Here is a 26,569-nt window from a genome sequence, read left to right on the forward strand (position 1 = left end):
GAAGCATGAGCGAAGACCGCCAAGGTCGTTCCACGGACACCGGCAAGATCCTCTACTGCTCTTTCTGCGGCAAGAGCCAGCATGAAGTGCGCAAGCTGATTGCCGGTCCGAGCGTGTTCATCTGTGATGAGTGCGTGGAGCTGTGCAACGACATCATCCGTGAAGAGCTTGAGGAAAAGGCGCAGTCGGCACGCAGTTCGCTGCCCAAGCCGCGCGAGATCCTCGAGGTGCTCGACCAGTACGTGATCGGCCAGAACCGCGCGAAGCGGACGTTGGCCGTGGCCGTGTACAACCACTACAAGCGCATCGAGAGCCGCCAGAAGAACGACGAAGTCGAGCTGGCGAAGTCGAACATCCTGCTGGTCGGTCCGACCGGTTCGGGCAAGACCCTGCTGGCCGAGACCCTGGCCCGCCTGCTCAACGTGCCGTTCACCATGGCCGACGCCACCACGCTGACCGAAGCCGGTTACGTGGGCGAGGACGTGGAGAACATCATCCAGAAGCTGCTGCAGAAGTGCGACTACGACGTCGAGAAGGCACAGCAGGGCATCGTCTACATCGATGAAATCGACAAGATCTCGCGCAAGAGCGAGAACCCGTCGATCACCCGCGATGTGTCCGGCGAAGGCGTGCAGCAGGCCCTGTTGAAGCTGATCGAAGGCACCGTGGCCAGCGTTCCGCCGCAGGGTGGCCGCAAGCACCCGCAGCAGGAATTCCTGCAGGTGGACACCAAGAACATCCTGTTCATCTGCGGCGGCGCGTTCGCTGGTCTGGACAAGGTGATCCAGCAGCGTTCCAACGACTCCGGCGGCATTGGCTTCGGTGCCAAGGTGAAGAGCAGCGAGCGCAAGCAGGAAGTGGGCAAGGTGCTGGCCGAAGTCGAGCCGGAAGACCTGATCAAGTTCGGCCTGATTCCCGAGTTCGTGGGCCGCCTGCCGGTGGTCGCGACCCTGGAGGAGCTGGACGAGCCGGCCCTGATCCGCATCCTGACCGAGCCGAAGAACGCCATCACCAAGCAGTTCAAGAAACTGTTCGAGATGGAAAACGTCGAACTGGAGTTCCGTCCGGACGCGTTGTCGGCCATCGCCAAGAAGGCGCTCAAGCGCAAGACCGGTGCCCGTGGCCTGCGTACCATCGTCGAATCGGTCCTGCTGGACACCATGTACGACCTGCCGTCGCAGGAAAACGTCAGCAAGGTTGTCGTGGATGAATCGGTGATCGAGCACAAGTCCGAGCCGTACCTGATCTACCAGACCCCGCCGGCCCCTGAACAGAAGGCCGCTGGCGCCGAATGATTCTTTCAACTTGTTGAATAGAAAGAATTTTCTCGGAACGTCTTGCATCTGAAAGCCGATGGCCCCATAACGGGGCCATCGGCTTTTTTTGTCTCCGGAAGATGCCCTCCCGGAGACGGTTTTCCCCTTCCCTGGAGCCCCCATGGCCCGTTCCCCAAGTGAGACCCTCGACCTGCCGGTCCTGCCGCTGCGCGACGTAGTGGTATTCCCGCACATGGTCATCCCGCTGTTCGTCGGCCGCGACAAGTCCATGCATGCGCTGGAACAGGCAATGGAAGCGGACAAGCGCATCCTGCTGCTGGCGCAGAAGTCGGCCGAGACCGATGACCCGCAGGCCGCCGACCTCTACCAGGTCGGCACCCTGGCGCAGGTGCTGCAGCTGCTGAAGCTGCCCGACGGCACCATCAAGGTGCTGGTCGAAGGCCTGTCACGCGTGCAGGTGACCAGCGTCAGCGAGCGCGATGGATCGCTGCACGGCCAGGCCGTCGAAATCGACGCCACCGATGCACGCGAGCCGCGCGAGATCGAGGCCATCGCCCGCTCGCTGATGTCGCTGTTCGAGCAGTACGTCAAGACCAACCGCAAGCTGCCGCCGGAGCTGCTGCAGACCCTGGCCGGCATCGATGAGCCGACCCGCCTGGCCGACACCATCGCCGCGCATATCAGCGTGCGGTTGTCGGACAAGCAGCGCCTGCTGGAAACGCTGGCCGTGGGCGAACGCCTGGAGATGCTGGTCGGTCTGGTCGACGGCGAGATCGACGTGCAGCAGATGGAAAAGCGCATCCGCGGCCGCGTGAAGTCGCAGATGGAAAAGAGCCAGCGCGAGTACTACCTCAACGAACAGATGAAGGCCATCCAGAAGGAGCTGGGCGACCTTGACGACGCGCCGGGCGAACTGGAAGAGCTGGCGCGCAAGATTGCCGAAGCGGGCATGCCCAAGCCGGTGGAAACCAAGGCGCGCAACGAGCTCAACAAGCTCAAGCAGATGTCGCCGATGTCCGCCGAAGCAGCGGTCGTGCGCAACTACCTGGAGTGGTTGCTGGGCGTGCCGTGGAAGAAGCGCAGCAAGGTGCGCAAGGACCTCAAGGCCGCGCAGGACACCCTCGATGCCGATCACTACGGCCTGGAGAAGGTCAAGGAACGCATCCTTGAATACCTGGCGGTGCAGTCGCGTGTGAAGCAGATGAAGGGCCCGATCCTGTGCCTGGTCGGACCGCCGGGCGTGGGCAAGACCTCGCTGGGCCAGTCCATCGCCAAGGCCACCAACCGCAAGTTCGTGCGCATGTCGCTGGGCGGCGTGCGCGACGAAGCCGAGATCCGTGGCCACCGTCGTACCTATGTCGGTTCGATGCCGGGCCGCATCGTGCAGAACCTCAACAAGGTCGGCAGCAAGAACCCGCTGTTCGTGCTGGACGAGATCGACAAGATGTCGATGGACTTCCGCGGCGATCCGTCTTCGGCGCTGCTGGAAGTGCTCGACCCCGAGCAGAACAACGCATTCAACGACCACTACCTGGAAGTGGACCTGGACCTGTCCGAAGTGATGTTCGTGGCCACCTCGAACTCGCTCAACATTCCGGGTCCGCTGCTGGACCGCATGGAAGTGATCCGCATCCCCGGTTACACCGAGGATGAGAAGCTCAACATCGCCACCCGTTACCTGGCTCCCAAGCAGATCAAGGCCAATGGCCTGAAGCCGGAAGAGCTGGAGATCGGCAGCGATGCGATCCAGGACATCGTGCGCTACTACACGCGCGAATCCGGCGTGCGCAACCTGGAACGCGAAATCGCCAAGATCTGCCGCAAGGTGGTGAAGGAGATCGCGCTGGGTGGACCGCAGCCGGTGGCGAAGGCGAAGAAGGGCGCGCGCAAGTCCAAGGCGCTGGTGAGCGTGTCGAGCAAGAACCTGGACAAGTACCTGGGCGTGCGTCGCTTCGACTTCGGCCGTGCCGAAGAAGAGAACGAGATCGGCCTGGTCACCGGCCTGGCGTGGACCGAAGTCGGTGGCGATCTGCTGCAGATCGAATCGACGCTGGTACCGGGCAAGGGCCAGCTGATCCTGACCGGCCAGCTCGGCAACGTGATGAAGGAATCGGCGTCGGCGGCGTTGTCGGTGGTGCGTTCGCGTGCCGAACGCTTCGGCATCGATGCGGACTTCCTGCAGAAGCACGACGTGCATCTGCATGTGCCCGATGGTGCGACACCGAAGGATGGCCCCAGCGCCGGTGCGGCAATGGTGACCTCGCTGGTGTCGATGCTGACCAAGGTGGCTGTGCGCGCCGATGTGGCGATGACCGGCGAAATCACCCTGCGTGGTCGCGTCACTGCGATCGGCGGCCTGAAGGAGAAGTTGCTGGCTGCCCTGCGCGGCGGAATCCGCACGGTGATCATCCCTGATGAGAACCGCAAGGATCTTGCCGACATTCCAGCCAACGTCACCCGCGATCTGGAGATCGTGCCGGTGAAGTACATCGATGAAGTGCTCGATCTGGCGCTGGAACGTCCGCTGGCACCCAAGAAGACGCGCAAGAGTGCGCAGCGCGTCACGGTGCGCAGCAAGGCCAAACCGAGTGGAAACGCGCGCGTCAAGCATTGATGCGTCCTGTCGAAATGCTTGAAACCCGCGTCGTTGCTGGCTTTCCAGCTTGCGTGGGGGTAGGGCCGCTGGTATAAAAGCAGCACTCGCGAATGAGTGATCGCAGTCAGCGCTCACTGAATTCGGCGAACCGTTTCCACATGGCAACCGCATGCAGACGTCGTGCGGTTGCTTCCCTGTCGAATACGCGGAACCCACCGCCAAAGGAGTTGTAAAGAATGAACAAGACCGAATTGATCGATGCCGTTGCTGAAGCTGCCGACCTGACCAAGGCCGAGTCCAGCCGCGCTGTCGATGCCGTCGTTGCTGCCGTCACCAAGGCGCTGAAGGACGGCGATGCGGTCACCCTGGTTGGCTTCGGTACCTTCCAGGTCCGCGACCGTGCTGCCCGCACCGGCCGCAACCCGAAGACCGGCGACACCATCAAGATCGCTGCTTCGAAGAATCCGTCGTTCAAGGCTGGTAAGGCCCTGAAGGATGCTGTAAACTAAGCGGCTCGCTGGGGTGCTTAGCTCAGCGGTAGAGCGTCTCCTTTACACGGAGAGGGTCGGGGGTTCGAAACCCTCAGCACCCACCACAGCACCGCGGTAAGTTTGAAATGTGGAGCGGTAGTTCAGCTGGTTAGAATGCTGGCCTGTCACGCCGGAGGTCGCGGGTTCGAGTCCCGTCCGCTCCGCCATTTTCAACGAGGCCCCCGGCCGAAAAGCTGGGGGCCTTGTTTTCTCTCCAACCACCCGGTTGCCGAGAAAACAAAGAGGTCTGCAATACGGAGCGGTAGTTCAGCTGGTTAGAATGCTGGCCTGTCACGCCGGAGGTCGCGGGTTCGAGTCCCGTCCGCTCCGCCATTGCAAAACTCTTAAATCCTCGTGAAAAAACTTTGAAAAAAGTGTTCAGCGGGGTAGGTTTTCAGGAAGTCTTCGGATATACTGAGCGCCTGCAAAGTTTCAAGCGCGGAGCGGTAGTTCAGCTGGTTAGAATGCTGGCCTGTCACGCCGGAGGTCGCGGGTTCGAGTCCCGTCCGCTCCGCCAACTCTAAGAGCCCTCGACGCAAGTCGGGGGCTTTTTCTTTGCGTCGTTTTCATCGTTTGATGCGCGCGATCGTGTCGATCGCCTGGCCAGGATGGCGGCAGGCCCCGTCGGCACTGCTTTTGGTCCACGCCGCGAAGCGGGTTACACTGCCGGGCTCGCCAATCAAGCCTTGTGATTCCTCACCATGCTGCAGAAACTCCGCGACAAGACCTCAGGCTGGATCGTTACCGTGATCCTGGGGCTGCTGATGATTCCGTTCCTGTTCGTCATCGACAACAGCTACCTCGGTGGCGTCGGCGCACAGAACGTCGCCAAGGTTTCGGCACCGCCGACCTGGTGGCGCTCGGCACCGTCCTGGTGGCCGGTGCGCATGATGTGGCAGCACCATGAGATCAGCGCACAGGATTTCCGCACCCGTTTCGAGCAGGAACGCATGCGCGAACGCCAGCAGCAGGGCGAGAACTTCGACCCGCGCGCGTTCGAAAGCACCGAGAACAAGCTGGCCGTGCTCGATCAGTTGATCGACGAGCAGGTCGTGCGCCTGGTCGGTGAGCAGGCCGGTGTCGTGATTGGCGACGGCGCTGTGCGCGAATACATCACCACCATCCCGGGCTTCCTGGGCGCCGATGGCAAGTTCAGCGAGAGCAATTACCGTCTGGCCCTGGCCGGTGGCAATCCGCCGCGCACGCCGACCCAGTTCCAGGAACTGGTACGTGAGAGCCTGCAGCAGTCGGTGATCCCGTCGGGCCTGCAGAACTCCGGCTTTGTCACCCAGGCCGAGACCGAGCGTCTGTTGAAGCTGCTGGGCGAAACCCGCGATGTGGAACTGGCCGCGCTGCCGGAAGTTCCGGTTGATACCGCGCCGGTGACCGACGCGCAGATCAAGCAGTGGTACGACAGCCATGGCAAGGATTTCCGCCAGGCCGAATCGGTGTCGCTGGAATACGTCGAGCTCAATGGTGCGAACCTGCCGGCGCCGACCGCGGCCGACGAGGCGACCCTGCGCAAGCGCTATGAAGACGAGAAGGCCAAGTTCACCACGCCGGAACAGCGCCAGGCGGCGCATATCCTGATCACCGGCGACGGTGCTGAAGCCAAGGCCGCCAAGTTGGCTATCGAAGCAAAGGCGGCAGGTGCCGACTTTGCCGCGCTGGCCAAGGCGAACTCGGAAGATCCCGGTTCCAAGGCGCAGGGCGGTGACCTCGGTTGGGTGGAACGCGGCGCGATGGTCAAGCCGTTTGAAGACGCACTGTTTGGCGCCAAGGCCGGTGAAGTGATCGGCCCGGTCAAGACCGACTTCGGCTTCCACATCATCAAGGTCGCTGCGGTTCGTGGCGGCCAGGGCAAGTCGTTTGAAGAAGTGCGTGACACCCTGGCAGCCGAGCAGCTGAAGGCCGACGGTGAGCGTGGCTTCAATGATCTGGCAGGCCGCCTGGTCGATGCCATCAACAAGAGCCCGAGCGACCTGGCCGCAGCCGCCAAGGACGTCGGCCTGCCGATGCAGACGCTGGGCCCGATCACCCGCACCACCGCCACCGGCATTGCCGCTGATCCGGCCGTGCTGCGTGCTGCCTTCTCCGACGTCCTGGTGCAGGACGGTACCGCCAGCGATCCGATCGCCCTGGGTGGCAGCAGCAACCACAGCGTGGTGATCCGTGTTGCCGCGCATACCCCGGAGCAGGCGATGCCGCTGGACAAGGCGCGTGAGCAGGTGATCGCCGCGATCCGTGCGGACCGTCAGCGCCAGGCCGGTGACAAGGCCGCTGATGCCCTGCTGGCCAAGCTGAAGGCGGGCGCGACCCTGCAGTCGCTGGCTGCCAGCGAGAAGCTGCAGCTGAGCCCGATGCCGGGCCTGCCGCGCAGCCAGCCGGTGCCGACCCCGGAGATCAACCGCGCGATCTTCAGCGCGCCGGTGCCGGCCGAAGGCAAGCCGAGCTACGGCAAGATCGACGTCAACGGCCATGCACTGGTCTTCGCGGTGAACAAGGTCAACCCGGGCGACATCAAGGAAGTGACCGCCGAGCAGCAGAAGCAGCTGAAGGACCAGCTGAGCCAGATCGACGGCATGGCTGCTGCCAAGGCGTACATCGACGCGATGCGCAAGAGCTTCCTGGTGCAGACCACCGAAGCGAACCTGTAAGCCTCTGGCGAGCAGGAACGAAAAAGGCCCGGCATTGCCGGGCCTTTTTTTGTTGTCGCAACCACGATCAAACCGTGACCTGCGCGATGAGTGCCGACCAAGGTCGGCCGCTACCAGAAGCGAAGCGACCTGCTCCTGCCCCTGCTCTTCATCTTCTAATCCGTGGGTGCCGCCAGAATTTGTCCGCGGCCGGGCAGGTGGGCTGCGCAGGGGCGTGAGCCGCATGGATGCGGCGACCGAGCTTACAGGGATGTACTTGCAGCGGCCCCTGCGCAGCCCGCCTGCCCGGCCGCATACGAGCGATCCGGGCACCTGCGAGGGGCTCCGCCGTTGGCCGTGAACCGCGCGGCAGCGCCGCGCCGACCTCAGTCTTCGACGCGCAGTACCGCGCCTGGCTTCAGCACGCTGCTGCCGCTCAAGCCGTTCAGCGACAACAGTGCCTTCACCGGCATGCCGTAGCGACGGGCGATGGTCCAGGCCGATTCGCCGTTGCGCACGGTGTGGCGGCGGTTGCGCGGGCGATCAGCAGCCGACGCGACCACCTTTGCAACCTGCGGGCTCGGCGCAGCGCTGGCGGTGCTGGCCAGTGCGGTGGCCACGGCCGTGCTGGCGATGTCGGCAACGTTCGCGTTGGACGCTGAGACCGGGGCCAGTACGCGTGCCGTGCCCGACGGGCGGTTGCCGGCAGCCAGTGCCGGATTCAAGCGGGCGATCTTCGCCGGGTCCAGGGCGCGCTGGGCGGCCCACTGCTGGACGCTGGTGCCTGCCGGCAGGGTGTGGTCCTTCAGCACCGGTACGGTGCGGTCCAGCGAGGCCATCACGCCCGGCTGGTCTTCCACGTCTTCCAGCACGCAGGCCAGGGCATGCAGCTTCTCGACGTAGGCGTGGGTGACCGGCGACAGACCGGGCAGGCCGGCCGGCTTGGCGTTCTGCGCGTTCATGCCGGCCTTGCGCATGGACTGCAGCACGCGGTACTCGCCGGCGTTGTAGGCCATGGTGGCCAGGCGCCAGTCGCCACCGAACATGCCATGCAGGGTCTTCAGGTAGCGCACGGCGGCCTGGGTGGACTCCACTGCAGACAGCCGGCCGTCGTAGTTGTTGCTCATCGGCACGCGATGGTTGCGTGCGGTAGTGGCGATGAACTGCCACAGGCCGGTCGGGCCGCTGCCGTTGCGGGCATTGGGCCGGTAGCCGCTTTCGACGAAGGGAATCAGGGCGAATTCGGTGGGCAGGTTGGCTTTGCGCAGCTCTTCGACCACATAGCCGAACAGCACCAGCGCGTCATCATCCTGGTTGGCCAGCCGCGAAGGGGCGTGGGCGAACTGCTTCTGCCAGCGCGGGCTGGTGGCCTCGGCGTCACAGGTGGGTTCGGCCAGGCCGTCGCGGAAGCTGGAGAAGATCTCCTGGCCGTTGCGGACCGATGCGGCCGGCAGCGTTGACGGATCCAGCGGCAGGGCCGAGGCGGCGGTCAGGTTCTGGCTGATGCCGGCGCCCAGCGATTGTGCGCCGGCAGTTCCGGCCAACCCCAGGACAAGGCCCAGGGCCAGCGGCAGACTTCGGCGACTCATGCGCGGAAGCCGTCTTTCCAGTGCCGGAGACCGGCCATGACGTCGACGTCGTCCACGACCTCGCGCCCCAGGTGCGCCGACACGGCCGCGCGGATGGGCGCAGTGTGGGTACGCAGGAACGGATTACAGGCAATTTCATCGGCCAGGGATACTGGCAGGGTGGAACGGTCATCGCGGCGCATGGCCAAAGCCTCCTCTTGGCGCTGCAACAAGGCAGCGTTGGCGGGGTCGACATGCCGCGCGAAGACGGCATTTGACACGGTGTACTCGTGAGCGCAACACAGCAGCAGTTGCGCGGGCAGGGCACCCAGCTTGCGCATCGATGCCAGCAGCTGGGACGGCGTACCTTCGAACAGGCGTCCACAGCCCAGGCTGAACAACGAATCTCCGCTGAAAAGCTGTTCAGCGGTGTGAAACGCGATGTGGCTGCGGGTGTGCCCGGGGACGGATAGTACGTGGAACATCTGGCCCAGTGCCTGAACACGTTCACCTTCGCCGACCCGCTCGGTGGCCATCGGGATGCGCTCTTCGACCGGTGCGACCACGCGCACGCCAGGGAAACGCGCCTGCAGCGCCGGCACGCCACCGATGTGATCGTCGTGATGATGGGTGAGCAGGATGGTGTCCACGCGCACGCCTTGGGCAGCCAGCGCCAGTACCGGCGCAGCGTCGCCGGGATCGACGACCACGGCAGCACCGTCGTCGGCGATCAGCATCCAGATGTAATTGTCCGCAAATGCGGGCAGGGCAGTCAGTCGCATAGAATTGGACCATGCCCGCGCTGCAGAGCACCCGTCAAGCGAGCCAGGCCCCGTGGTTCGACAGCGAACCGGCGGAGGCCTTGCGCGTGCTCGAACGGCAACTGCTGCTGCCGCAGCTGTCGCTGCTGCCGGCCCGGCCCTGGTTGTGGATCGCCCCCAGCGCCGCTTGGCTGGCAGATGCGCAGCTGGGCGGGCGCGGCCTGCGCCTGCATCGCCAGGGCAGTGGTTACGCCGGCGATACCCGCTGCGCACTGCCGTTGCCGCTGCCCAACGAGAGCGTCAACGCCATCGTGCTGCAGCATGTGACCGTCGGTGATGCTGACCATCTGCTGGACGAATGCGAACGCGTGTTGATGCCCGGCGGCCATCTGTGGCTGACCAGCCTCAATCCGTTCAGCCCGTTCCGCACCCGATGGCGCCAGCACGGGCTGGCGGTGCGCACGCCGCAGCGGATCCGCCAGCTGCTTGAGCGCCATGGGCTGGAATGCGAGGACACGCGCTACCTGGGGCCGATGTGGCAGGGGGCCGGCAGCCGCCGTCGCGGCGGCTGGGCCCCCCTGCGCGCGGCCTGCCTGTTCCACGCTGAAAAACGCACGCTGGCCCTGCCCGGGCCGACCCCGTTGCCCGTGCGCTGGCACGGCACCGTTGCTACCTGATCTGGAGTTGTATTGAAAACCATCGAAATCCACACCGACGGTTCCTGCCTCGGCAATCCCGGCCCCGGCGGCTGGGCGGCGCTGCTGCGCTACAAAGGGCATGAGCGCGAACTGAGCGGTGGTGAAGCGCATACCACCAACAATCGGATGGAGCTGATGGCGGCCATTTCCGGCCTGGAATCGCTGACCGAACCCTGCGAGATCGTCCTCTACACCGATTCGCAGTACGTACGGCAGGGCCTGACCCAGTGGCTGCCGGGCTGGATCCGCAAGAACTGGAAGACCGCCGGCGGTGATCCGGTGAAGAACCGTGAACTGTGGGAGCGCCTGCAGGCCGCCACGCTGCGGCACCAGATCGATTGGCGCTGGGTGAAAGGACACTCCGGCGACCCGGACAATGAACGCGTGGATACCCTGGCCCGCAACGCCGCGATCCAGATCCGCGACGGCAGCCCGGTAAACTGAGCCCATGCGTCAGATCATCCTTGATACCGAAACCACCGGCCTGGAGTGGAAGAAGGGCAACCGCGTCGTCGAAATCGGCTGCGTCGAGTTGTTCAAGCGCCGCCCGACCGGCAACACCTATCACCAGTACCTGAAGCCCGACTGCGAATTCGAACAGGGCGCGCAGGAAGTGACCGGCCTGACCCTGGAATTCCTGGCAGACAAGCCGGAGTTTGCGCAGGTCGTGGAGGAGTTCCTGGCCTTCATCGATGGCGCCGAGCTGATCATCCACAACGCCGCGTTCGATCTGGGCTTCCTCGACAACGAGCTGTCCCTGCTCGGCGAGCAGTACGGGAAGATCACCGATCGCTGCACGGTGATCGATACCCTGGCGCTGGCGCGCGAGCGTTTCCCGGGGCAGCGCAACTCGCTGGATGCGCTGTGCAAGCGGCTGGGCGTGGACAACTCGCACCGCGCCCTGCATGGCGGTCTGCTGGATGCGCAGATCCTGGGCGATGTGTACATCGCACTGACCTCGGGCCAGGAGGAGATCGGCTTCGGGCTGGGCGATGATGATGCCGGTGGCGCTGCGGCGCTGCAGGCGTTCGATGCATCCAAGCTGCTGCCGCGCCCGCGCGTGGTGGCTACGCCGTCGGAACAGGAAGCGCATGCGGCGCGTCTGGAGCGGCTGCGCAAGAAGGCCGGCCACGCGTTGTGGGACGGCCCGAAGGTGGAAGAGGCTGCGAGCGCGTAGGCGACCGCGGCAGCTACGCATGGCGGGGGTGACAGGTGCGAAATGCAGCCACGCATGGCGTGGCTCTACTGTAGATCCACGCCATGCGTGGATGGCGCTGGTCAGTGGCAGCGCACCAGGATCACGGTGATGTTGTCCGATGACGCGCCAGCGCAGTCGCGCTGCCGCCCCACAATTTGCGTTGCAAATCGTGGGCCCCGTCTCACCAGCATCCATACCCCCGCCGCTTCGCGGCCGCCCCCTGACTCAGGGGGCTTCCCTCCAGCCGGCTTCAGTGGCAGCGCACCAGGATCACGGTGATGTTGTCCGAGCCGCCGCCGTCGAGGGCGGTGGCGACCAGGCTGTCCACGCATTCCTGCGCGCTGGCATCGTCGAAGGCGAGGGTGCGGGCGATGCCGCGGTCATCCACTTCCTCGGTCAGGCCATCACTGCACAGCAGCAACTGCATGCCCGGGCGCAGCTCGCCGCTGGTGGTTGCCACGTTCAGGTGTGCCGGGTCGGTGACGCCCAGTGCCTGGGTGACCACGTTGCGGTGCGGATGGGCGCGCGCCTGCTCGGCGGTCAGGTTGCCCTGCGCGACCAGTTCCTGCACCACGCTGTGGTCCTGGCTGAGCTGGGCAAGCTGGCCATCGCGCCACAGATAGGCGCGGCTGTCGCCGACCCAGGCCACTTCGTAGCGGTTGCCCTGCACCCGTGCAGCGACCACGGTGGTGCCCATCGGCAGGCTGTCGTTGCGCCGGCGCGAGGCACGGATGATCTCTTCGTCGGCCGTGCGGATCGCCTGCGCCAACGGCGCGCCACGGCGGATCTCGCGGACGATGGTCTCGCGCGCCAGTGCGCTGGCCACTTCGCCGCAGGCGTGCCCGCCCATGCCGTCGGCCACCAGCCACAGGGCCAGCTCGCCGTCACCGTAATAGGTGTCCTCGTTGAGCTCGCGGCGCAGGCCGGGGTGGGTGAGATGTCCGAATTCGATCATGGTGGCTGCTGGGGACGGGGTAATGCCGGGGAGAACGGCATCATCACGGCCAAGCGGACATCCGGCAAGCCATGCAGTCAGGAAAATTTCACTTCGCGGGCCACAATGACTTGTCGTCAGCCGCGCTTCCTCGTATGATGCGCGTCCCCGGTTCGCCGGGGAACATCTGGAGAGGTGGCAGAGCGGTTGAATGTACCTGACTCGAAATCAGGCAGGCGTTTATAGCGCCTCGGGGGTTCGAATCCCCCCCTCTCCGCCAGATAAAAAGAAAAGGGCNNCTTTTCTTTTTATCTGGCGCGGGGATGCGAAGTGCGCTTTGCGCGCTTCGCCCCATGCGTTGCTGCGCAACGAATGAGCCCCTCCCTTTGCCGGCCTCTCCCCGCGGATGCTTCAGTAGATCCACGCCATGCGTGGATGCCGTTCGCATGCCGCGGGTTACCATGTGCGCATCATTTGCTGGAGCGCCCCCATGACCGCTGAAATCCTCGTCCCCGTTTCATTCGGCGAGCTGCTGGACAAGATCTCGATCCTGCAGATCAAGTCCGAGCGCATCAGTGACGAAGGCAAGCTGGCCAACGTACGCAAGGAGCTGTCCGCGCTGGAAACCACCTGGATGGCGCACCCGGCGGCAGTGAAGGACATCGCCAAGCTGCGTGCCGAGCTGAAGGCGGTCAACGAGCAGCTGTGGGAGATCGAGGACGACATCCGCCTGAAGGACAAGGCGCAGGCCTTCGATCAGGAGTTCATCGACCTGGCGCGCAGCGTGTACCTGCGCAACGACGAACGCGCGCGGATCAAGAAGGCGATCAACCTGGCGCTGGGCTCGGCCTATGTGGAAGAGAAGTCCTACCAGGACTACACGCAGCGCGCGTAATCCCAGGCAGCCCGATGCAATGGATCCATCGGGCTGCGGGACAGTGCGGACCAGGGCCCGCACCCACCAGGCCCCGCTCAGCCGTTCGGTCCGCCACTTACCCCAGGTGGTCGGCCACGTAGCGCTCGAACGCAGCAATGCCGTCCTCGACGGTGATCAGTTCCATCACGTCGTCGAATTCGATCTTGGTGCCCCACTTGAGGTCGGCGGCCTGCTTGCCCAGGTACTTGCGCGCTGCGTCGTCGTAGCGGTCCGCGCAGTAGCGGCGGTCCGAGTACGGGCCGCTGCGGTTCGGGTTGCTGGCCGCGTGCAGGCCCAGCACCTTGGCGCCCATGGCATTGGCGATGTGCATCGGACCGGAGTCCGGCGTCATCACCAGGTTGGCGCGGGCCAGCAATGCCGGCAACTGCTTCAGCGTGTCCTTGCCGACCAGATCCAGCGCCGGAACATCCAGCTGGGCCAGGATGGCGTCGGCCATGCTGCGCTCCAGTTCGCTGCGACCACCGCACAGCACGATCCGCCAGCCGCGCGTGACGGCATGGTTGGCGACCTCGGCATAGCGGTCGGCGTACCAGTTGCGGCGCACGTGGCTGGAGCAGGGCGAGATCATCAGCACCGGCCGGCCATCGTCCTGCCATTGCGCAGCGGCCCAGTCATAGGCGGCCTGCGGCACGGCCAGATCCCAGCTGACGTCGGTCTGGCGCAGGCCCAGCGGCTCGCAGAAGCTGCCGATGGCATCGAGCACATGGATGCCCGGGCGATCAGCGATGCGTTCGTTGATGAAGAGGCCGTGCAGGTCCTTGGAGCGGCTGCGGTCGTAGCCGATGCGGCGCTCGGCGGGAATGAAGGCCGACAGCACGTTCGCGCGGAACGCCACCTGCATCTGCAGCAGCGCCTCGAAACGCCCGGGCGGCAGCTGCTTGCGCAGTTCCTTCACCCCGGCCATGCCGGTCTTCTTGTCGTAGGCATGGAAGGTGACGCCCGGCAGGCCATCAAGCAGCTTCTGCCCGACCTTGTCGATGATCCAGTGGATCGGCGTGTCCGGGCGCGCGGCCTGCAGGGTGCGCACCAGCGGCACTACGTGGGTCACATCGCCAAGAGCGGACAGGCGCAGAAGACACAAGGAGGAGGACGCTGATGCCATGTGTTGTTAGACTCAAAGGAATGGTCGCATTCGACGCCAATGAAGCGCTGACGCCATGCCGCGAGGGTCGCGGCATCGGGGCCATTCTGTTCGACCGCGAGCGGCTGCGGCAAGCCGACATCGGTCTGTTCTCGCCACAGCACTGGGCCGGCAAGGCCCGGCCGGTGGGTGAGGGCGGCCGCGGCAGTGCCTGGTTCGTGGATGCGCCGTTCGGTCCCAGCGTGCTGCGGCACTACCTGCGCGGGGGGCTGGCGGCCCGGATCAGCCACGACCAGTACATCTGGCGGGGGGCGGACCGGACCCGCAGTTTTGCCGAATTCCGGCTGATGCGCGCACTGCGCGAGAAGAAACTGCCGGTGCCCAGGCCGATTGCCGCCTTCTACATGCGTGAGGGCCTGCGCTACCGCGCCGCGATCCTGATGGAACGGATCGAGGGGGTACGCTCGCTGGCCGACCGCGCACTGGTGGCCGGGCGCGGTGCGCCGTGGGAGGAAACCGGGCGGATGATCGCGCGCTTCCACCGTGCCGGGCTGGACCATGCCGATCTCAACGCGCACAACATCCTGTTCGACGGCAACGGCCATGGCTGGCTGATCGACTTCGATCGCGGGGTCATCCGCATCCCGGCCACGGCCTGGCGCGAGCGCAATCTCAAGCGCCTGCTGCGCTCGCTGATCAAACTGCGCGGCGAGCGCAGCGTGGAAGACGTGGAAAAAGACTACGCGCGCCTGCGCCGCGCCTATGACATGGCCTGGAACCGGGGCACCTGATGGACTGGTCGTTGCGTTTCCTCGGCGTCGGCAATGCGTCGGCGGTCGAGCTGGGGTCGCCGATGTCGGTGATCGAGCGTGATGGCCGGCCGTGGCTGACCATCGACTGTGGTGGTGAAGGCCTGACCGCGTTCAAGGCGCACTACGGGCATATGCCGCAGGCGCTGTTCGTCACCCATGTACACCTGGACCATGTGGCGGGTTTCGAGCGGCTGTTCGTGGACACCTTCTTCAGCGCGCAGCGGCGCGGCAAGGTGCGCCTGTACGTGCCGGCCACGGTGGTGCCGCTGCTGCACAAGCGCATCGGCGATTACCCGAACGTGCTGGCCGAGGGCGGCGCCAACTTCTGGGATGCCTTCCAGCTGATCGTGGTGGGCGATGCGTTCTGGCACGAGGGCGTGCGCCTGGAGGTGTTCCCGGTGCGCCACCACTGGCCGGAGACGGCCTATGGCCTGCGCCTGCAGGGCGCGCTGACCTGGAGCGGCGATACCCGGCCGATTCCGGAAATGCTGGCGCGCTTTGCCAATGACAATGAGCTGATCGCCCACGACTGCGGGTTGCACGGCAATCCTTCGCATACCGGGGTGGATGACCTGGAACGCGAGTACAGCGCCGAGCTGCAGGCACGGATGATGCTGTACCACTACGCCAGCGTGGCCGATGGCCAGGCCCTGGCCGCGCGCGGGCACCGGGTAGCACAGCCCGGCCAGTGCGTTGTGCTGGCCCCGCCGACCGCCCCGCACGTACTGGCGCAGGATCCGCCGTGAGCAGCGCTGGCCACGCCGCAACGCCGGCGTTGGCTGCCGAGCTGGAGCGACTGGAACGTGCACTACATTGCCCGCAGGTGCGCGCAGATCATCCGCGTCTGGCGGCATTGCTGGATGAGGATTTCAGCGAGATCGGCAGCTCCGGCCAGTGCTACGGCCGTGAGACCGCGCTGGAAGAGATCCCGCTGGAGCGTGCGCAGGTGGTGATCGAGTCGGACCAGTACGCCGTGTGGATGCTGGCAGAGGGGCTGGCCCAGGTGCGTTACCGCAGTCGCTATCACGTCGATGGCCAACCGCAGCGCTGGGTGCTGCGCAGCTCGCTGTGGCGTCTGCATCCAACGGGCTGGCGGGTGGCGTTCCATCAGGGGACGCCGGAGGCGCGGTAGCGCCGGGCCATGCCCGGCGAAGCGCGCCAACCAAGGTTGGCATCCATCAGGGGCGGGGTATCGCCTGAAAAGGCGGTGGCCCCGCCGGCTGACCTCGGCGCCCGCGTCGATCGATACCGTTGCTGCCTTCCGGCCCTGGCGGAGTTTTCGACCTAGCGTCGCGAGGGGCCGACGGGGCCACCATAGAGACGTTGGCCGCCCGGAGGCGGCCGATTCACGGATCAGGGGAAGCAGCGCGTCGTGCGCCGGAGACCACAGCCGGACTGCGCATCAGTTGACCGATGGCAGACGCGCATTCTAGCGCAGGCATGGGTGCTGATGCCAGCTTCACGCGCTGAATCCGATGTAACCCGTTGCCTGCGGCATCGGCCCGGGGCTGCTGCCGTTGCTAGAATCCGGCCGCAGGAGGAACGACCTCCCCCACATCGGGATTCAATGACCAGGACGGCCTGGCCCTACCAAAGGAGGGCTGTCATGGCCTGGATCTATCTGTTGTTTGCCGGCCTGCTGGAAATCGTCTGGGCCGTGTCGATGAAGCAGTCTGAAGGCTTCACCAAACTCACCCCCACCGTCATCACCATCATCGGCATGATCGCCAGCTTCTGGCTGCTGGCCATCGCCATGCGCAGCCTGCCGCTGGGCACCGCCTATACGATCTGGACCGGCATCGGCGCGGTCGGCGCCTTCGTGGTCGGGATCGTGTTCCTGGGCGAGCAGGTCAGCCCGATGCGGATTGGCGCAGCGGTGCTTATCGTCGCCGGCCTGGTGCTGATGAAACTCTCCAGCAGCTGAGGCTGGTAAATGGTGCGACGGGGATAAGGATATTCCCGTTTGGCCGGAACAAGAGAATATGCATATTCGGCAAAGTCGTGACGACTGCCGTGATTATTTGACGGCCATCATGAAAATAACGTGCCGGATTCACGTGGTGCTGGCGGTGGCGGCCGCACAGTGCGCCCATTCGTCAAGCGAAACCGGGGAGTTTTCGCGATGACGGACGTGCAGGGGCACGCAGCTCCTGCAGTGCTCTGACGTGAAAGTGTGATTGTTTTCCAAGGTTGATACCGCAGGTCTTGTTCCCAAGGTGGGGCAGGGCGGGACGACATCACCTCAAAAAAACCTGCCTGCTGTGCCACCGGTCATTTCATGGAGATTTACCGATGAACCGCATTTACCGTCTGGTTTTCAATCGTGCCCTCGGCGTAATGCAGGTTGCTTCGGAGGTCGCCCAGAATCCCGGCGGAAGTGCCGCCACCTCGGCAAGGTTGCCGCGATTGCGGACGCACCAGTTGGCGGTGGCCTTAGCCGCCACGCTGGCCAGTGGTTCGGCGTTCGCGGCGTGCAACACGGTGGGCGCAGTCGTTACCTGCGACCCCGGCACTACGGTCAACAACTACACCAACGCTACCTCCGGCATCACGCTGAACGTCCTGGCGGGGGCCACGCTGCGCACGCCCCCGATTATCGGTGGTGGCAACGCGGCGACGTTGAGCGGCGACAACGTGACGGTCAACAACAGTGGCACGATCGATCCGAGCTCGATCATCCTCGCCTCGCCCGGCCTGGTCGTCGGCAATGGTTCGGCCAACAACAGCGCGATCTCCGTCAACAACAATACCGGCGGGCAGATCAAGGGTGTCGTCAATCTCGCAACGTTGCTGGGCTTCGGTGGGCAGGCCCTGGTGGCGCAGAACGTCAACGGCACCACCACCATCAATAACGCCGGCCTGATCAGCACGTCGTTGATCGGCGTTGGCAGTGTGTCCGACGCGACCACGGTGGTGACCTATGGTGGCGCGGCAGCCAATGTGACCAACAGCGGCACCATCGACGGGCGCGTCGGCCTGGGCGCCTCTGGCGGCAATACATTCCTCAATGCGGGTACTGTCAACGGCAGCGTGCACCTGGGTGATTCGACCGGCGGCAATACCTTCACGGCCGTTGCCGGTTCCAGCGTCTCCGCAAGCGGCGGCGTTGCGGGCGCGGGTACGCTGACCGGCATCACCGGCGTAAAGGTTGCGGCAGCAGGCACGGTCAACGCAGGTGCCGGTACCGGTGCGGCCAACAACACGCTGGTACTGCAGGACAACGCCGGCAACAACGGTCCGGTATCCAGCATCGGCTGGAGCAACTATCTGGGCTTCCAGAAGCTGACCGTCAACAGCGGCACCTGGAATCTGCAGGGACCGTGGTCGGGAACAGGGGCTATCACCCTCGGCGGTGGCCAGGTGAACTTCGACAGCAACACGTCGTTCGGTTCCGGGCTGTTCACCGTCAACGGCGGCGCGATCGCCGCCAGTGGTGCGGGCCTGTCGCTGGGCAACAACTTCGCCCTGAATGCCGGGCTGACTCTGGGTGGTACCCAAGGCTTCGGTTTGAGTGGCGTGCTGTCCGGGGCCGGTGGCCTCACCGTGACCAATGCCGGTGTGGTGAGCCTGGGCGGCGCGAATCTGTTCTCCGGCGGCGTCAACCTCAACGCCGGTAGCTTGCTGCTGGGCAATGCGGGCGCACTGGGCAGCGGCAACCTGACGGTAGGCGGTACCGCATCGCTGGATACCAGCGGTGCCTTCAACCTCGCCAACAACATCGTCGTCAACGGTGGTGGCAATCTGAATCTGCTGGGCAGCAATGCGCTTTCCCTGAACGGATCGCTGTCGGGTGCGGGCAACCTGATCAAGAGCGGTGCGGGCACGCTGACCTTGGGGGGCGCGAATTCGCTGACCGGTGGTTTCTCGATCACCGGGGGGGCGCTGGCGCTCGGTGCGGGCGGCAATCTGTCGTCCACCGGTGCGTTGACGCTGGCCACCGGTACGACGCTGGACCTCACCGTTGCAGCCAACCAGACCGTGGGTTCGCTGGCAGGGCTCGGCGGCACGGTGAACCTGGGCACCCGCACATTGACCCTCGGCGGGCTTGGCAATACCTCCTTCGCTGGCAACTTCACCGGCACCACGGGCGGCTTGATCAAGGTGGGTACCGGCGTGCAGACCCTGTTGGGCAGCAACGCGCTTACCGGCGGCGTGGCCCTCAACGGCGGCGGGCTGCTGCTGGGCAACAGCAACGCGTTGGGCACAGGTACGTTGAGCGTCGGTGCTGAAGTCACCCTGGATGGCACAACCGCGCTTTCGTTGGGCAACGACGTCTCGCTTGGCACCGGAGGTTCGCTGGCGCTGCTGGGCGGGCAGCCGTTGGTATTCAACGGTGTGATTTCCGGCGGCGGCAGCCTGGTCAAGAACGGCGCCGCACTGCTCACGTTGAATGGCGCCAACACATTCGGCGGCGGTGTGGTCGTCAATGGCGGCAACCTGCTGCTGGGCAACAACACGGCACTGGGTACCGGCCTGCTGGACATCAACAATGCCGCCACGCTGGATGCAAGCGCGGCGTTGAACCTGACCAACAACATCAACCTTGCCACGGGTGGTTCGCTGAACGTGCTGGGCGGCCAGCCGCTGACGCTGGGCGGCGTCCTGGGTGGCAATGGCGGCCTGATAAAGAGCGGCGCTTCGACCCTGACGCTGACCGGCGCCAATACCTTCACCGGCGGCCTGAACGTTGCTGCCGGTACGGTGGCGCTGGGCAGCGGCGGCGGCCTGGCCGCGACCGGTGCGGTCAGCCTGTCGGGGGCCGGGGCGGCGCTGGATCTTTCCCTGGGGGGCAATCAGACCATCGGTGCACTGTCCGGCGTGGCAGGTAGCACCGTGGCCCTGGGTGCCAACACGCTCGCCTTTGGCAGCGCGACCAACCAGACCTTTGCCGGTGTGATCAGTGGCGTCGGCGGAGGCCTGGTAAAGAACGGCAGTGGCGTACAGACATTGACCGGTGCAAACACCTTTACCGGCGGCGTCGCACTCAATGCCGGCGGGCTGCTGCTGGGCAACAGCGGCGCGCTGGGAACCGGTGCGCTAAGCATCACCGGTGCTGCGACGCTGGACGGCACTACCGCGCTCAACCTGGGCAATCTCGTCAACCTTGGTGCGGAGCTGACGTTGGGGGGCAGCAACAACATCACCTTGGCCGGCGACATCTCCGGCGTCGGCAGCCTGACCAAGAACGGCGCCTCGCTGCTGACCTTGAACGGCGCCAATGGCTTCAGCGGAGGTCTGAACCTCAATGCCGGCAGCGTGGTGCTGGGCAGCAGTGCAGCGGCAGGGACCGGCGCGCTGAACATCGGTGGCAACGTGTCGCTGGACGGATCGACCGCGCTGAACCTGACCAACAACGTTGCATTGGCTACCGGTGCGATCCTCACGCTCCCCGGCAGCCAGAACGTCACCCTGGGCGGCGTGGTGTCCGGCGACGGTGGCCTGGTGAAGAACGGCGCCACGGTGTTGACGCTCAATGGTGCCAATACTTTCGGTGGCGGCCTGAGCCTGGCCGGCGGCGGCCTGCTGCTGGGCAACAGTGGAGCGCTGGGAACCGGCGCGCTGAACGTTGCTGCGAACGCCAGCCTGGATGGCATCGTTGCGCTTGATCTGACCAATGCGGTCAACCTTGGCGCAGGCTCGGCACTGACGCTGATCGGCAGCAACGCACTGACGCTCGGTGGTGTAGTGTCCGGTACCGGCGGTCTGGTCAAGAACGGCGCCGGTACATTGACTCTCGGCAACGCCAACGGCTTCAGTGGTGGCCTGGCGTTGAACGGTGGCAACCTGCAGCTGGGCAATGCCGGCGCTCTGGGAACGGGCGCGCTCAGCGTCGGCGGCAATGCAACGCTGGATACTGCAGCAGCCTACGCCGTAGGCAACGCGATCAACCTGGCTTCGGGTACCACGCTTGCCCTGCAGGGCAGCAATGCGCTGACGCTCGGCGGTGTGGTGGCCGGCAATGGTGCACTGGTCAAGAACGGTCCGGCCTCGTTGACCCTGACCAATGCGAACACCTACGTCGGCGGTACCACGATCAACGCTGGAACCCTGGCACTTGGCGCAGGCGGCAGCCTGGCTGTCGGTGGTGACGTCACCCTCGGCGGTGCTGGCGCGGGCTTCGACATATCGGCGGCAACCGGCAGCCAGACCATTGGTGCGCTGAATGGCGTGCTCGATTCGACGGTCGCGCTGGGCGGAAATTCACTGACCTTCGGCACCGCCACCAATGCGGTGTTCGGCGGCGTGATCAGCGGAGGCGGTGGTCTGGTCAAGGTGGGCGCAGGGGTGCAGACCCTGTCCGGCGTCAACACCTTCGGCGGCGGCGTCAGCCTCAATGCCGGTGGGCTGGTGATCGGCAATGACGCGGCGCTGGGCAGCGGTGCGCTGACCGTGGGTGGTGCGGCAACGCTCGACACCAGCCTGGCAGCGACGCTGGTCAACAACATCACACTCAACGCCGGTTTGACGGTGCTGGGCAGCAACGCGCTGACGCTCAACGGGGTGATCTCCGGCGCCGGTGGCCTGACCAAGAACGGTGCTGCCACGCTCACCCTCAATGGCGTGAACACCTATACCGGCGGCACCAATGTCAATGCCGGCACGCTGGCACTGGGGGCAGGTGCAAGCCTGGCCGCCAGCGGCATCGTCAACCTGGCCACCGGCGCTACGCTGGATCTCTCTGCGGGCAGCGGCAACCAGACCTTCGGCACCCTGACCGGCAATGGCATGGTCAACCTGGGCGCGAACTCGATCACTGTCGGCGGACCGACCAACGGTGTCTTCAGCGGCTCCATCGCCGGTACCGGTGGCCTGATCAAGGAGGGTACCGGCACTGAAACACTGACCGGTGCCAACACCTTCACCGGTGGCACGCTGATCAATGCGGGCACGCTGGCGATCGGTGCCGGTGGCAGCCTGGCGGCAACAGGCGCGGTTACGCTTTCCGCGCCGGGTACCGGCTTCGACATCTCGGCCGCTGGCAACCAGGCGATCGGCGCGCTCAACGGCGTCGCCGGCAGCACCGTGGCGCTGGGTGGCAACACGTTGACCTTCGGCGGCACCGACAACGGCACCTTCGATGGCCTGATCGGTGGGACCGGTGGGCTGGTCAAGAACGGTACGGGCATCCAGACGCTGGGCGGTGCCAACACCTTCGGTGGCGGCGTGGCACTCAATGGCGGTGGCCTGGTGGTCGGCAACAATGGCGCGCTGGGTACCGGCGCGCTGACCGTGGGCGCCAACGCGTCGCTGGACAGCAGCATCGCCGCGAACCTCGGCAACGACATCGGCCTGCTGGCGGGCGCTACGCTCAACCTGCTCGGCAGCAATGCATTGACGCTGGGCGGGGCGATCTCCGGCGACGGTGGCCTGATCAAGAACGGCGCGGCAACGGTCACCCTGACCGGCAGCAATACCTTCACCGGCGGTACGGTCATCAACAGCGGCACGCTGGCGATCGGCGCGGGCGGAAGCCTGTCACCGACCGGTGCGGTGAACCTGGCCGGTACCGGCACATTCGATATCTCTGCCGGTGGCAACCAGGGCATCGGTTCGCTGGCGGGCGTGGCCGGCAGCACGGTGTCGCTGGGCGGCAACAGCCTGACCCTGGGAGGCACCACCGACGCGACCTTCAACGGTGGCCTGACCGGCAGCGGTGGACTGGTCAAGAATGGCAGCGGCGTGCAGACGCTCAACGGTGCCAGCACCTTCGGTGGCGGCGTTACCCTCAATGCCGGCGGACTGGTGGTGGGCAACAACGCGGCGTTGGGTACGGGCGCGCTCACTGTCGGCGGCGCTTCCACGCTTGATTCCAGCAGCGCGGTGACCTTGGCCAACAACATGGTGCTCAACGCCGGCCTGACCGTACTGGGCAGCAACGATCTCACGCTCAACGGCGACCTGTCGGGCACCGGCAGCCTGACCAAGGACGGCGTTGCTACTCTCACGTTGAACGGCACCAACACCTATACCGGCGGGACCAACATCAATGCGGGTACGCTCGCGCTTGGTGCCGGTGCCAGCCTCAACGCAGGCGGCATCGTCAATCTCGCCACGGGTGCCACCTTCGATCTTTCAGCGGGCAGTGGCACGCAGGTATTCGGTACGCTGATCGGCAACGGTACGGTCAACCTTGGCGCGAACACGCTGACCATCGGCGATGCCACCAATGGTGTGTTCAGTGGTTCGATCGGCGGTACCGGTGGCCTGATCAAGGCCGGCACCGGTACCGAAACACTGACCGGCGCCAACACGTTCACTGGCGGCACCACCATCAACGCCGGCACGCTGGCGATCGGTGCCGGTGGCAGCCTGGCGGCAACAGGCGCGGTGAACCTGGCCAACGCCGGTACCGGTTTTGATATCTCCAGCGGTGGCAACCAGGCCATCGGTACGTTGTCCGGCGCTGCCGGCAGCACGATCAGCCTTGGCGGCAACACACTGACCACCAACGCAGCGGGCAACAGCACGTTTGCCGGCGACATCAGCGGCACCGGTGGCCTGGTCAAGAACGGTGCGGGCGTGCTCGGCCTGACCGGCAGCAACACCTTCGGTGGGGGAGTGGCGCTCAATGCCGGTGGTCTGTCGCTGGGCAGCAATGGTGCCTTGGGTACCGGCGCGCTGACCGTGGGCGGCGATGCCACGTTGGACGGCAGTGTGCCGCTGACCCTGGGCAACAACGTGCAGTTGGCAAGCGGCACGCTGACCCTGCTGGGCGGCACGCCGCTGACGCTGGACGGCGACATCGCCGGCAGTGGCAGCCTGCTCAAGGATGGCGCAGCGACGGTGACCCTGGGCGGTGCCAGCAGCTACACCGGTACCACGACGATCAACAGCGGCACCCTGGCAGTCGCCGCCGGTGGCAGCCTGTCCTCGGCCAGCACGGTGAATCTGGCCGGCGCCGGGACACTGGATATCAGTGCGGCCGGCAACCAGAGCATCGGTGGCCTGGCCGGTGTCGCCAGCGGCAACGTGGTGCTGGGCGGTTCCACGCTGACCACCGGCGGCAGCAATGCCAGCACCACCTTCGGCGGCACCATCGGTGGAAGCGGTGGGCTGGTGCAGACCGGCACCGGCACGTTGACCCTGACCGGCAACAACACCTACACCGGTGGCACCACCATCAACGGGGGCAGCACGTTGCAGATCGGCAATGGCGGCGCGACCGGTGCGATCGTCGGCGACGTGACCAACAACGGCGCGCTGGTAGCCAACCTGTCGGGCAACACGACACTCGGTGGGACTCTCAGCGGCAGCGGTGGCCTGACCCAGGCCGGCAGCGGCACGCTGACCCTGACCGGCAACAACACCTATACCGGCGGCACCACCATCAACAGCGGTGGCACCCTGCAGGTGGGCAACGGTGGTGCCACGGGGGCGATCATCGGCGACGTCGGCAACAACGGCAGCCTGGTGTTCAACGTCAGTGGCAACACCACGCTCGGTGGCGTGGTCAGTGGCAGCGGCGGGTTGACCCAGGCCGGAGCCGGCACGCTGACCTTGACCGGCAACAACACCTACACCGGCGGTACCACCATCAACACCGGCGGTACGCTGCAGGTCGGCAATGGTGGTGCCAGCGGTGCGATCGCCGGCAACGTCAACAACAACGGCAGCCTGGTGTTCAATGTCGGCGGCAATACCACGCTTGGCGGCGTGGTCAGTGGCAGCGGCGGGTTGACCCAGGCGGGCAGTGGCACGCTGACCCTTACCGGCAACAACACCTATACCGGCGGCACCACGATCAACGCTGGTGGCACCGTGCAGATCGGCAACGGCGGCGCCAGCGGCGCGATCACCGGCAACATCACCAACAACGGTGGCCTGGTGGTCAACACCGGCGGCACCACGACACTGGGTGGCAGCATCAGTGGCACGGGCAGCATCGTGCAGGCCGGCCCGGGCCCGCTCAACCTGGGCGGCAACAGTGGCGGATTCACCGGTACCGGCCAGGTCACCGGCGGTGGCCTGAATGTCACCGGCACCATCGGTGGCCAATGGACCATCGGCAGCGGCACCACGTTGTCGGGTACCGGCACCATCGGTGGCAGCGCTGGCGGCGTGACCGTGAGCAATGGCGGCGTGCTGTCGCCGGGCAACGGCCCAGGCAATGGCAGCAGTGGCGGCAACGGTGCGGGCACGATCACCGTGGGTGGCAACCTGACTCTGGCACCGGGCAGCACGCTGTCGGTCGACCTGGGCGCTACCGGCAGTGACGTGGTGCAGGTGGGCGGCAGCGCGAACATCGGCGGTGCATCGGTGGTGGTCAATGCCATCGACCCGAACACCAGCTACCAGCAGGGCCAGCAGTACACGATCATCAACGCAGGCGGCGGCGTCAGCGGGCAGTTCGTGCCGCCAACCACCACCTCTGCGTTCCTCTCACTGAGCCCGGTCTATACACCGAATGCCGCGCAGCTGAAGATCGATGTGAAGCAGACAGCGGCCTTCGTCACGGCTGCGCAGACCCGCAACCAGCTGGGCGTGGCATCCGCGCTGGACAGCCTGCCGCAGACCGGCGCGGCGCTGGGCCTGTACAACACGCTGCTGGCCTACGACACCGCCACCGCGCGCAACGCCTTCAACCAGCTCTCCGGTGAAGTGCATGCGGCCAGCCGTGCAGTGCTGCTGTATGACAACTACCTGGAAGAGGGCATCCGCCAGCGTCTGGGCAGCGAGCTGCCGACGGTGCGTGGCGAGCGCGCTTCGGCATGGCTGGCCGGTAGCGGCAAGGTGTTCAAGCAGGACGGTGATGGCAACGGTGACGAGATCCGTGCCAACCGCAATGCACTGATGGCCGGCGTCGACTGGAAGCTCGGCGAGCATGTGGTGCTGGGTGCGGCGGCAGGCAGCGAGCGGCTGGACACGCGTCTGTACGATCGCCAGTCGCGTGCACGCCTGCGTGGCAATACCTATGGGCTGTATGCGCAGGGCGAGTGGAACAACGGGTTTGCGGTCGGTGGCAGCGTGTCTCGCGGTGATTACCGCACGCGCACCACGCGTGAAGTGCCGCTGCTGGCACAGACGCTGCACAGCCGCCAGGATTCGGATGTCACCATCGCCCAGATCGAAGGCAGCTGGACCTGGACCCATGGCAGGACGCAGCTGCAGCCGTACGTGCAGTTCACCAAGCACTGGGTGGACAGCGATCGCGCGGTGGAGCAGGGCGGCAGCGCAGCGCTGGTGCTGGAGGGCGGCAAGGACACGCTCAATGTCAGCACCGTCGGCGTACGCGGCCGCTGGGATGTGGGCAGCGGCGAGCGCTATCCGGCACAGTTGACGGTCGGGCTGGGCTGGCAGCACGCGTCCGGTGACACCGACGTAGCCAGCCGGCAGAGTTTCGCCGTCGGTGGCAATGCGTTCGATGCCTACAGTGCCGTGATGGCGCGCAATGCGCTGGTCAGCCAGGTCGGCGTAGCGGTCGGCCTGGGACGCAGCAGCCAGCTGTCGCTGTTCGTGCAGGGCCAGCATGGCGACGGTCGCAACGATATCGGCGGCCAGTTGAACCTGCGCGTCGGGTTCTGAGCTGGTTTGCCAACGGTA

Annotated in this window: 17 protein-coding genes, 5 tRNA genes and 1 other RNA gene; 18 read left to right on the top strand and 5 right to left on the bottom strand. The window is 65.6% G+C overall.

The genetic code is table 11. The features are described 5' to 3' along the window. The first annotated feature begins 5 nt into the window (after positions 1–5). The 8 genes from clpX to H3005_RS16930 all read left to right on the top strand — a co-directional run bounded on the left by clpX (position 6) and on the right by H3005_RS16930 (position 7,060). Positions 6–1,295, top strand: a complete 1,290-nt coding sequence (gene clpX / locus H3005_RS16895; RefSeq protein ID WP_089239110.1) for an ATP-dependent Clp protease ATP-binding subunit ClpX — start codon at positions 6–8, stop codon at positions 1,293–1,295. 142 nt (positions 1,296–1,437) lie between these two features. Then, on the top strand, positions 1,438–3,891 hold the full coding sequence (gene lon, locus H3005_RS16900) for an endopeptidase La (RefSeq protein ID WP_089239112.1): 2,454 nt from the start codon (positions 1,438–1,440) through the stop codon (positions 3,889–3,891). 218 nt (positions 3,892–4,109) lie between these two features. After that, positions 4,110–4,382: an HU family DNA-binding protein gene (locus H3005_RS16905; protein ID WP_004146343.1), complete on the top strand. Its 273-nt coding sequence runs from the start codon at positions 4,110–4,112 to the stop codon at positions 4,380–4,382. A gap of 11 nt (positions 4,383–4,393) precedes the next feature. Further along, positions 4,394–4,468 (top strand) — tRNA-Val (locus tag H3005_RS16910). A 25-nt stretch (positions 4,469–4,493) separates the two neighbouring features. After that, positions 4,494–4,570, top strand: a tRNA-Asp gene (locus H3005_RS16915). Between the two features lie 89 nt (positions 4,571–4,659). Continuing rightward, positions 4,660–4,736 (top strand) — tRNA-Asp (locus H3005_RS16920). A gap of 107 nt (positions 4,737–4,843) precedes the next feature. Beyond that, positions 4,844–4,920: transfer RNA gene (locus H3005_RS16925), tRNA-Asp, on the top strand. A gap of 184 nt (positions 4,921–5,104) precedes the next feature. Further along, entirely contained in the window at positions 5,105–7,060 is a 1,956-nt protein-coding gene (locus H3005_RS16930) for a peptidyl-prolyl cis-trans isomerase (protein ID WP_100551678.1), read from the top strand. 365 nt (positions 7,061–7,425) lie between these two features. On the opposite strand, the gene H3005_RS16935 is transcribed toward H3005_RS16930, so the two are convergent. Together H3005_RS16935 and gloB are read right to left on the bottom strand one after the other, a co-directional pair. Continuing rightward, positions 7,426–8,628: a lytic transglycosylase domain-containing protein gene (locus tag H3005_RS16935; RefSeq protein ID WP_100551679.1), complete on the bottom strand. Its 1,203-nt coding sequence runs from the start codon at positions 8,626–8,628 to the stop codon at positions 7,426–7,428. Beyond that, the gene (gene gloB / locus H3005_RS16940; RefSeq protein ID WP_100551680.1) at positions 8,625–9,389 is read right to left on the bottom strand and encodes a hydroxyacylglutathione hydrolase; all 765 of its coding nucleotides are present in this window, start codon (positions 9,387–9,389) and stop codon (positions 8,625–8,627) included. Before gloB ends, H3005_RS16935 begins: the two co-directional genes overlap by 4 nt. A gap of 11 nt (positions 9,390–9,400) precedes the next feature. Here gloB and H3005_RS16945 point away from each other — a divergent pair, with 11 nt between their 5' ends. Genes H3005_RS16945 through dnaQ form a run of 3 tightly spaced genes read left to right on the top strand, consistent with a single transcriptional unit; the run spans position 9,401 to position 11,243 of the window. Continuing rightward, on the top strand, positions 9,401–10,045 hold the full coding sequence (locus H3005_RS16945) for a methyltransferase domain-containing protein (RefSeq protein WP_100551681.1): 645 nt from the start codon (positions 9,401–9,403) through the stop codon (positions 10,043–10,045). A gap of 12 nt (positions 10,046–10,057) precedes the next feature. Further along, on the top strand, positions 10,058–10,510 hold the full coding sequence (gene rnhA, locus H3005_RS16950; RefSeq protein WP_025878155.1) for a ribonuclease HI: 453 nt from the start codon (positions 10,058–10,060) through the stop codon (positions 10,508–10,510). A gap of 4 nt (positions 10,511–10,514) precedes the next feature. Beyond that, on the top strand, positions 10,515–11,243 hold the full coding sequence (dnaQ, locus tag H3005_RS16955; RefSeq protein WP_025878156.1) for a DNA polymerase III subunit epsilon: 729 nt from the start codon (positions 10,515–10,517) through the stop codon (positions 11,241–11,243). 271 nt (positions 11,244–11,514) lie between these two features. On the opposite strand, the gene H3005_RS16960 is transcribed toward dnaQ, so the two are convergent. Next, complete coding sequence (locus tag H3005_RS16960) at positions 11,515–12,219, bottom strand: protein phosphatase 2C domain-containing protein (protein WP_099819184.1); 705 nt, start codon at positions 12,217–12,219, stop codon at positions 11,515–11,517. Between the two features lie 168 nt (positions 12,220–12,387). On the opposite strand from H3005_RS16960, the gene H3005_RS16965 reads away from it, so the two are divergent. Together H3005_RS16965 and H3005_RS16970 are read left to right on the top strand one after the other, a co-directional pair. Further along, positions 12,388–12,478 (top strand) — tRNA-Ser (locus H3005_RS16965). Positions 12,479–12,688: 210 nt separating this feature from the next. Beyond that, the gene (locus H3005_RS16970) at positions 12,689–13,093 is read left to right on the top strand and encodes a DUF6165 family protein (protein WP_191078628.1); all 405 of its coding nucleotides are present in this window, start codon (positions 12,689–12,691) and stop codon (positions 13,091–13,093) included. A gap of 97 nt (positions 13,094–13,190) precedes the next feature. Here H3005_RS16970 and H3005_RS16975 read toward each other — a convergent pair whose 3' ends face one another. Further along, entirely contained in the window at positions 13,191–14,237 is a 1,047-nt protein-coding gene (locus tag H3005_RS16975; RefSeq protein WP_100551682.1) for a glycosyltransferase family 9 protein, read from the bottom strand. A 20-nt stretch (positions 14,238–14,257) separates the two neighbouring features. Here H3005_RS16975 and H3005_RS16980 point away from each other — a divergent pair, with 20 nt between their 5' ends. From H3005_RS16980 to H3005_RS16990, 3 genes are read left to right on the top strand one after another with little or no spacing between them, the layout of a single operon-like run. Continuing rightward, on the top strand, positions 14,258–15,007 hold the full coding sequence (locus H3005_RS16980; RefSeq protein ID WP_089239126.1) for a 3-deoxy-D-manno-octulosonic acid kinase: 750 nt from the start codon (positions 14,258–14,260) through the stop codon (positions 15,005–15,007). Next, positions 15,007–15,774 carry an MBL fold metallo-hydrolase gene (locus H3005_RS16985; RefSeq protein ID WP_100551683.1) on the top strand — a complete coding sequence of 256 codons (768 nt, stop codon included), beginning with the start codon at positions 15,007–15,009 and terminating at the stop codon, positions 15,772–15,774. The genes H3005_RS16980 and H3005_RS16985 overlap by 1 nt, the downstream gene beginning before the upstream one ends. Next, the gene (locus H3005_RS16990; protein WP_191078629.1) at positions 15,771–16,160 is read left to right on the top strand and encodes a nuclear transport factor 2 family protein; all 390 of its coding nucleotides are present in this window, start codon (positions 15,771–15,773) and stop codon (positions 16,158–16,160) included. The genes H3005_RS16985 and H3005_RS16990 overlap by 4 nt, the downstream gene beginning before the upstream one ends. A gap of 78 nt (positions 16,161–16,238) precedes the next feature. On the opposite strand, the gene ffs is transcribed toward H3005_RS16990, so the two are convergent. Beyond that, positions 16,239–16,335: signal recognition particle sRNA small type (ffs, locus tag H3005_RS16995), an RNA gene on the bottom strand. A 299-nt stretch (positions 16,336–16,634) separates the two neighbouring features. Between ffs and sugE the strand changes: the two genes are divergently transcribed. Continuing rightward, entirely contained in the window at positions 16,635–16,952 is a 318-nt protein-coding gene (sugE, locus tag H3005_RS17000; RefSeq protein ID WP_191078630.1) for a quaternary ammonium compound efflux SMR transporter SugE, read from the top strand. Positions 16,953–17,320: 368 nt separating this feature from the next. Further along, a complete protein-coding gene (locus tag H3005_RS17005) occupies positions 17,321–26,551 on the top strand; it encodes an autotransporter-associated beta strand repeat-containing protein (RefSeq protein WP_191078631.1) in 9,231 nt (3,076 codons plus the stop codon). Positions 26,552–26,569 lie beyond the last annotated feature (18 nt).

This window comes from Stenotrophomonas sp. Br8, assembly GCF_014763005.1.
Taxonomy (GTDB): domain Bacteria; phylum Pseudomonadota; class Gammaproteobacteria; order Xanthomonadales; family Xanthomonadaceae; genus Stenotrophomonas; species Stenotrophomonas lactitubi.

Bases quoted from the DNA above. Each gene is read 5' to 3' on its own strand.
- H3005_RS16905 (WP_004146343.1), top strand. From the start codon at position 4,110: ATGAACAAGACCGAATTGATCGATGCCGTTGCTGAAGCTGCCGACCTG.
- H3005_RS16945 (WP_100551681.1), top strand. From the start codon at position 9,401: ATGCCCGCGCTGCAGAGCACCCGTCAAGCGAGCCAGGCCCCGTGGTTC.
- H3005_RS16970 (WP_191078628.1), top strand. From the start codon at position 12,689: ATGACCGCTGAAATCCTCGTCCCCGTTTCATTCGGCGAGCTGCTGGAC.
- gloB (WP_100551680.1), bottom strand. From the start codon at position 9,389: ATGCGACTGACTGCCCTGCCCGCATTTGCGGACAATTACATCTGGATG.
- H3005_RS16980 (WP_089239126.1), top strand. From the start codon at position 14,258: ATGGTCGCATTCGACGCCAATGAAGCGCTGACGCCATGCCGCGAGGGT.
- H3005_RS16930 (WP_100551678.1), top strand. From the start codon at position 5,105: ATGCTGCAGAAACTCCGCGACAAGACCTCAGGCTGGATCGTTACCGTG.
- sugE (WP_191078630.1), top strand. From the start codon at position 16,635: ATGGCCTGGATCTATCTGTTGTTTGCCGGCCTGCTGGAAATCGTCTGG.
- H3005_RS16935 (WP_100551679.1), bottom strand. From the start codon at position 8,628: ATGAGTCGCCGAAGTCTGCCGCTGGCCCTGGGCCTTGTCCTGGGGTTG.
- H3005_RS16975 (WP_100551682.1), bottom strand. From the start codon at position 14,237: ATGGCATCAGCGTCCTCCTCCTTGTGTCTTCTGCGCCTGTCCGCTCTT.
- clpX (WP_089239110.1), top strand. From the start codon at position 6: ATGAGCGAAGACCGCCAAGGTCGTTCCACGGACACCGGCAAGATCCTC.
- dnaQ (WP_025878156.1), top strand. From the start codon at position 10,515: ATGCGTCAGATCATCCTTGATACCGAAACCACCGGCCTGGAGTGGAAG.
- lon (WP_089239112.1), top strand. From the start codon at position 1,438: ATGGCCCGTTCCCCAAGTGAGACCCTCGACCTGCCGGTCCTGCCGCTG.
- H3005_RS16960 (WP_099819184.1), bottom strand. From the start codon at position 12,219: ATGATCGAATTCGGACATCTCACCCACCCCGGCCTGCGCCGCGAGCTC.
- H3005_RS17005 (WP_191078631.1), top strand. From the start codon at position 17,321: ATGAACCGCATTTACCGTCTGGTTTTCAATCGTGCCCTCGGCGTAATG.
- H3005_RS16985 (WP_100551683.1), top strand. From the start codon at position 15,007: ATGGACTGGTCGTTGCGTTTCCTCGGCGTCGGCAATGCGTCGGCGGTC.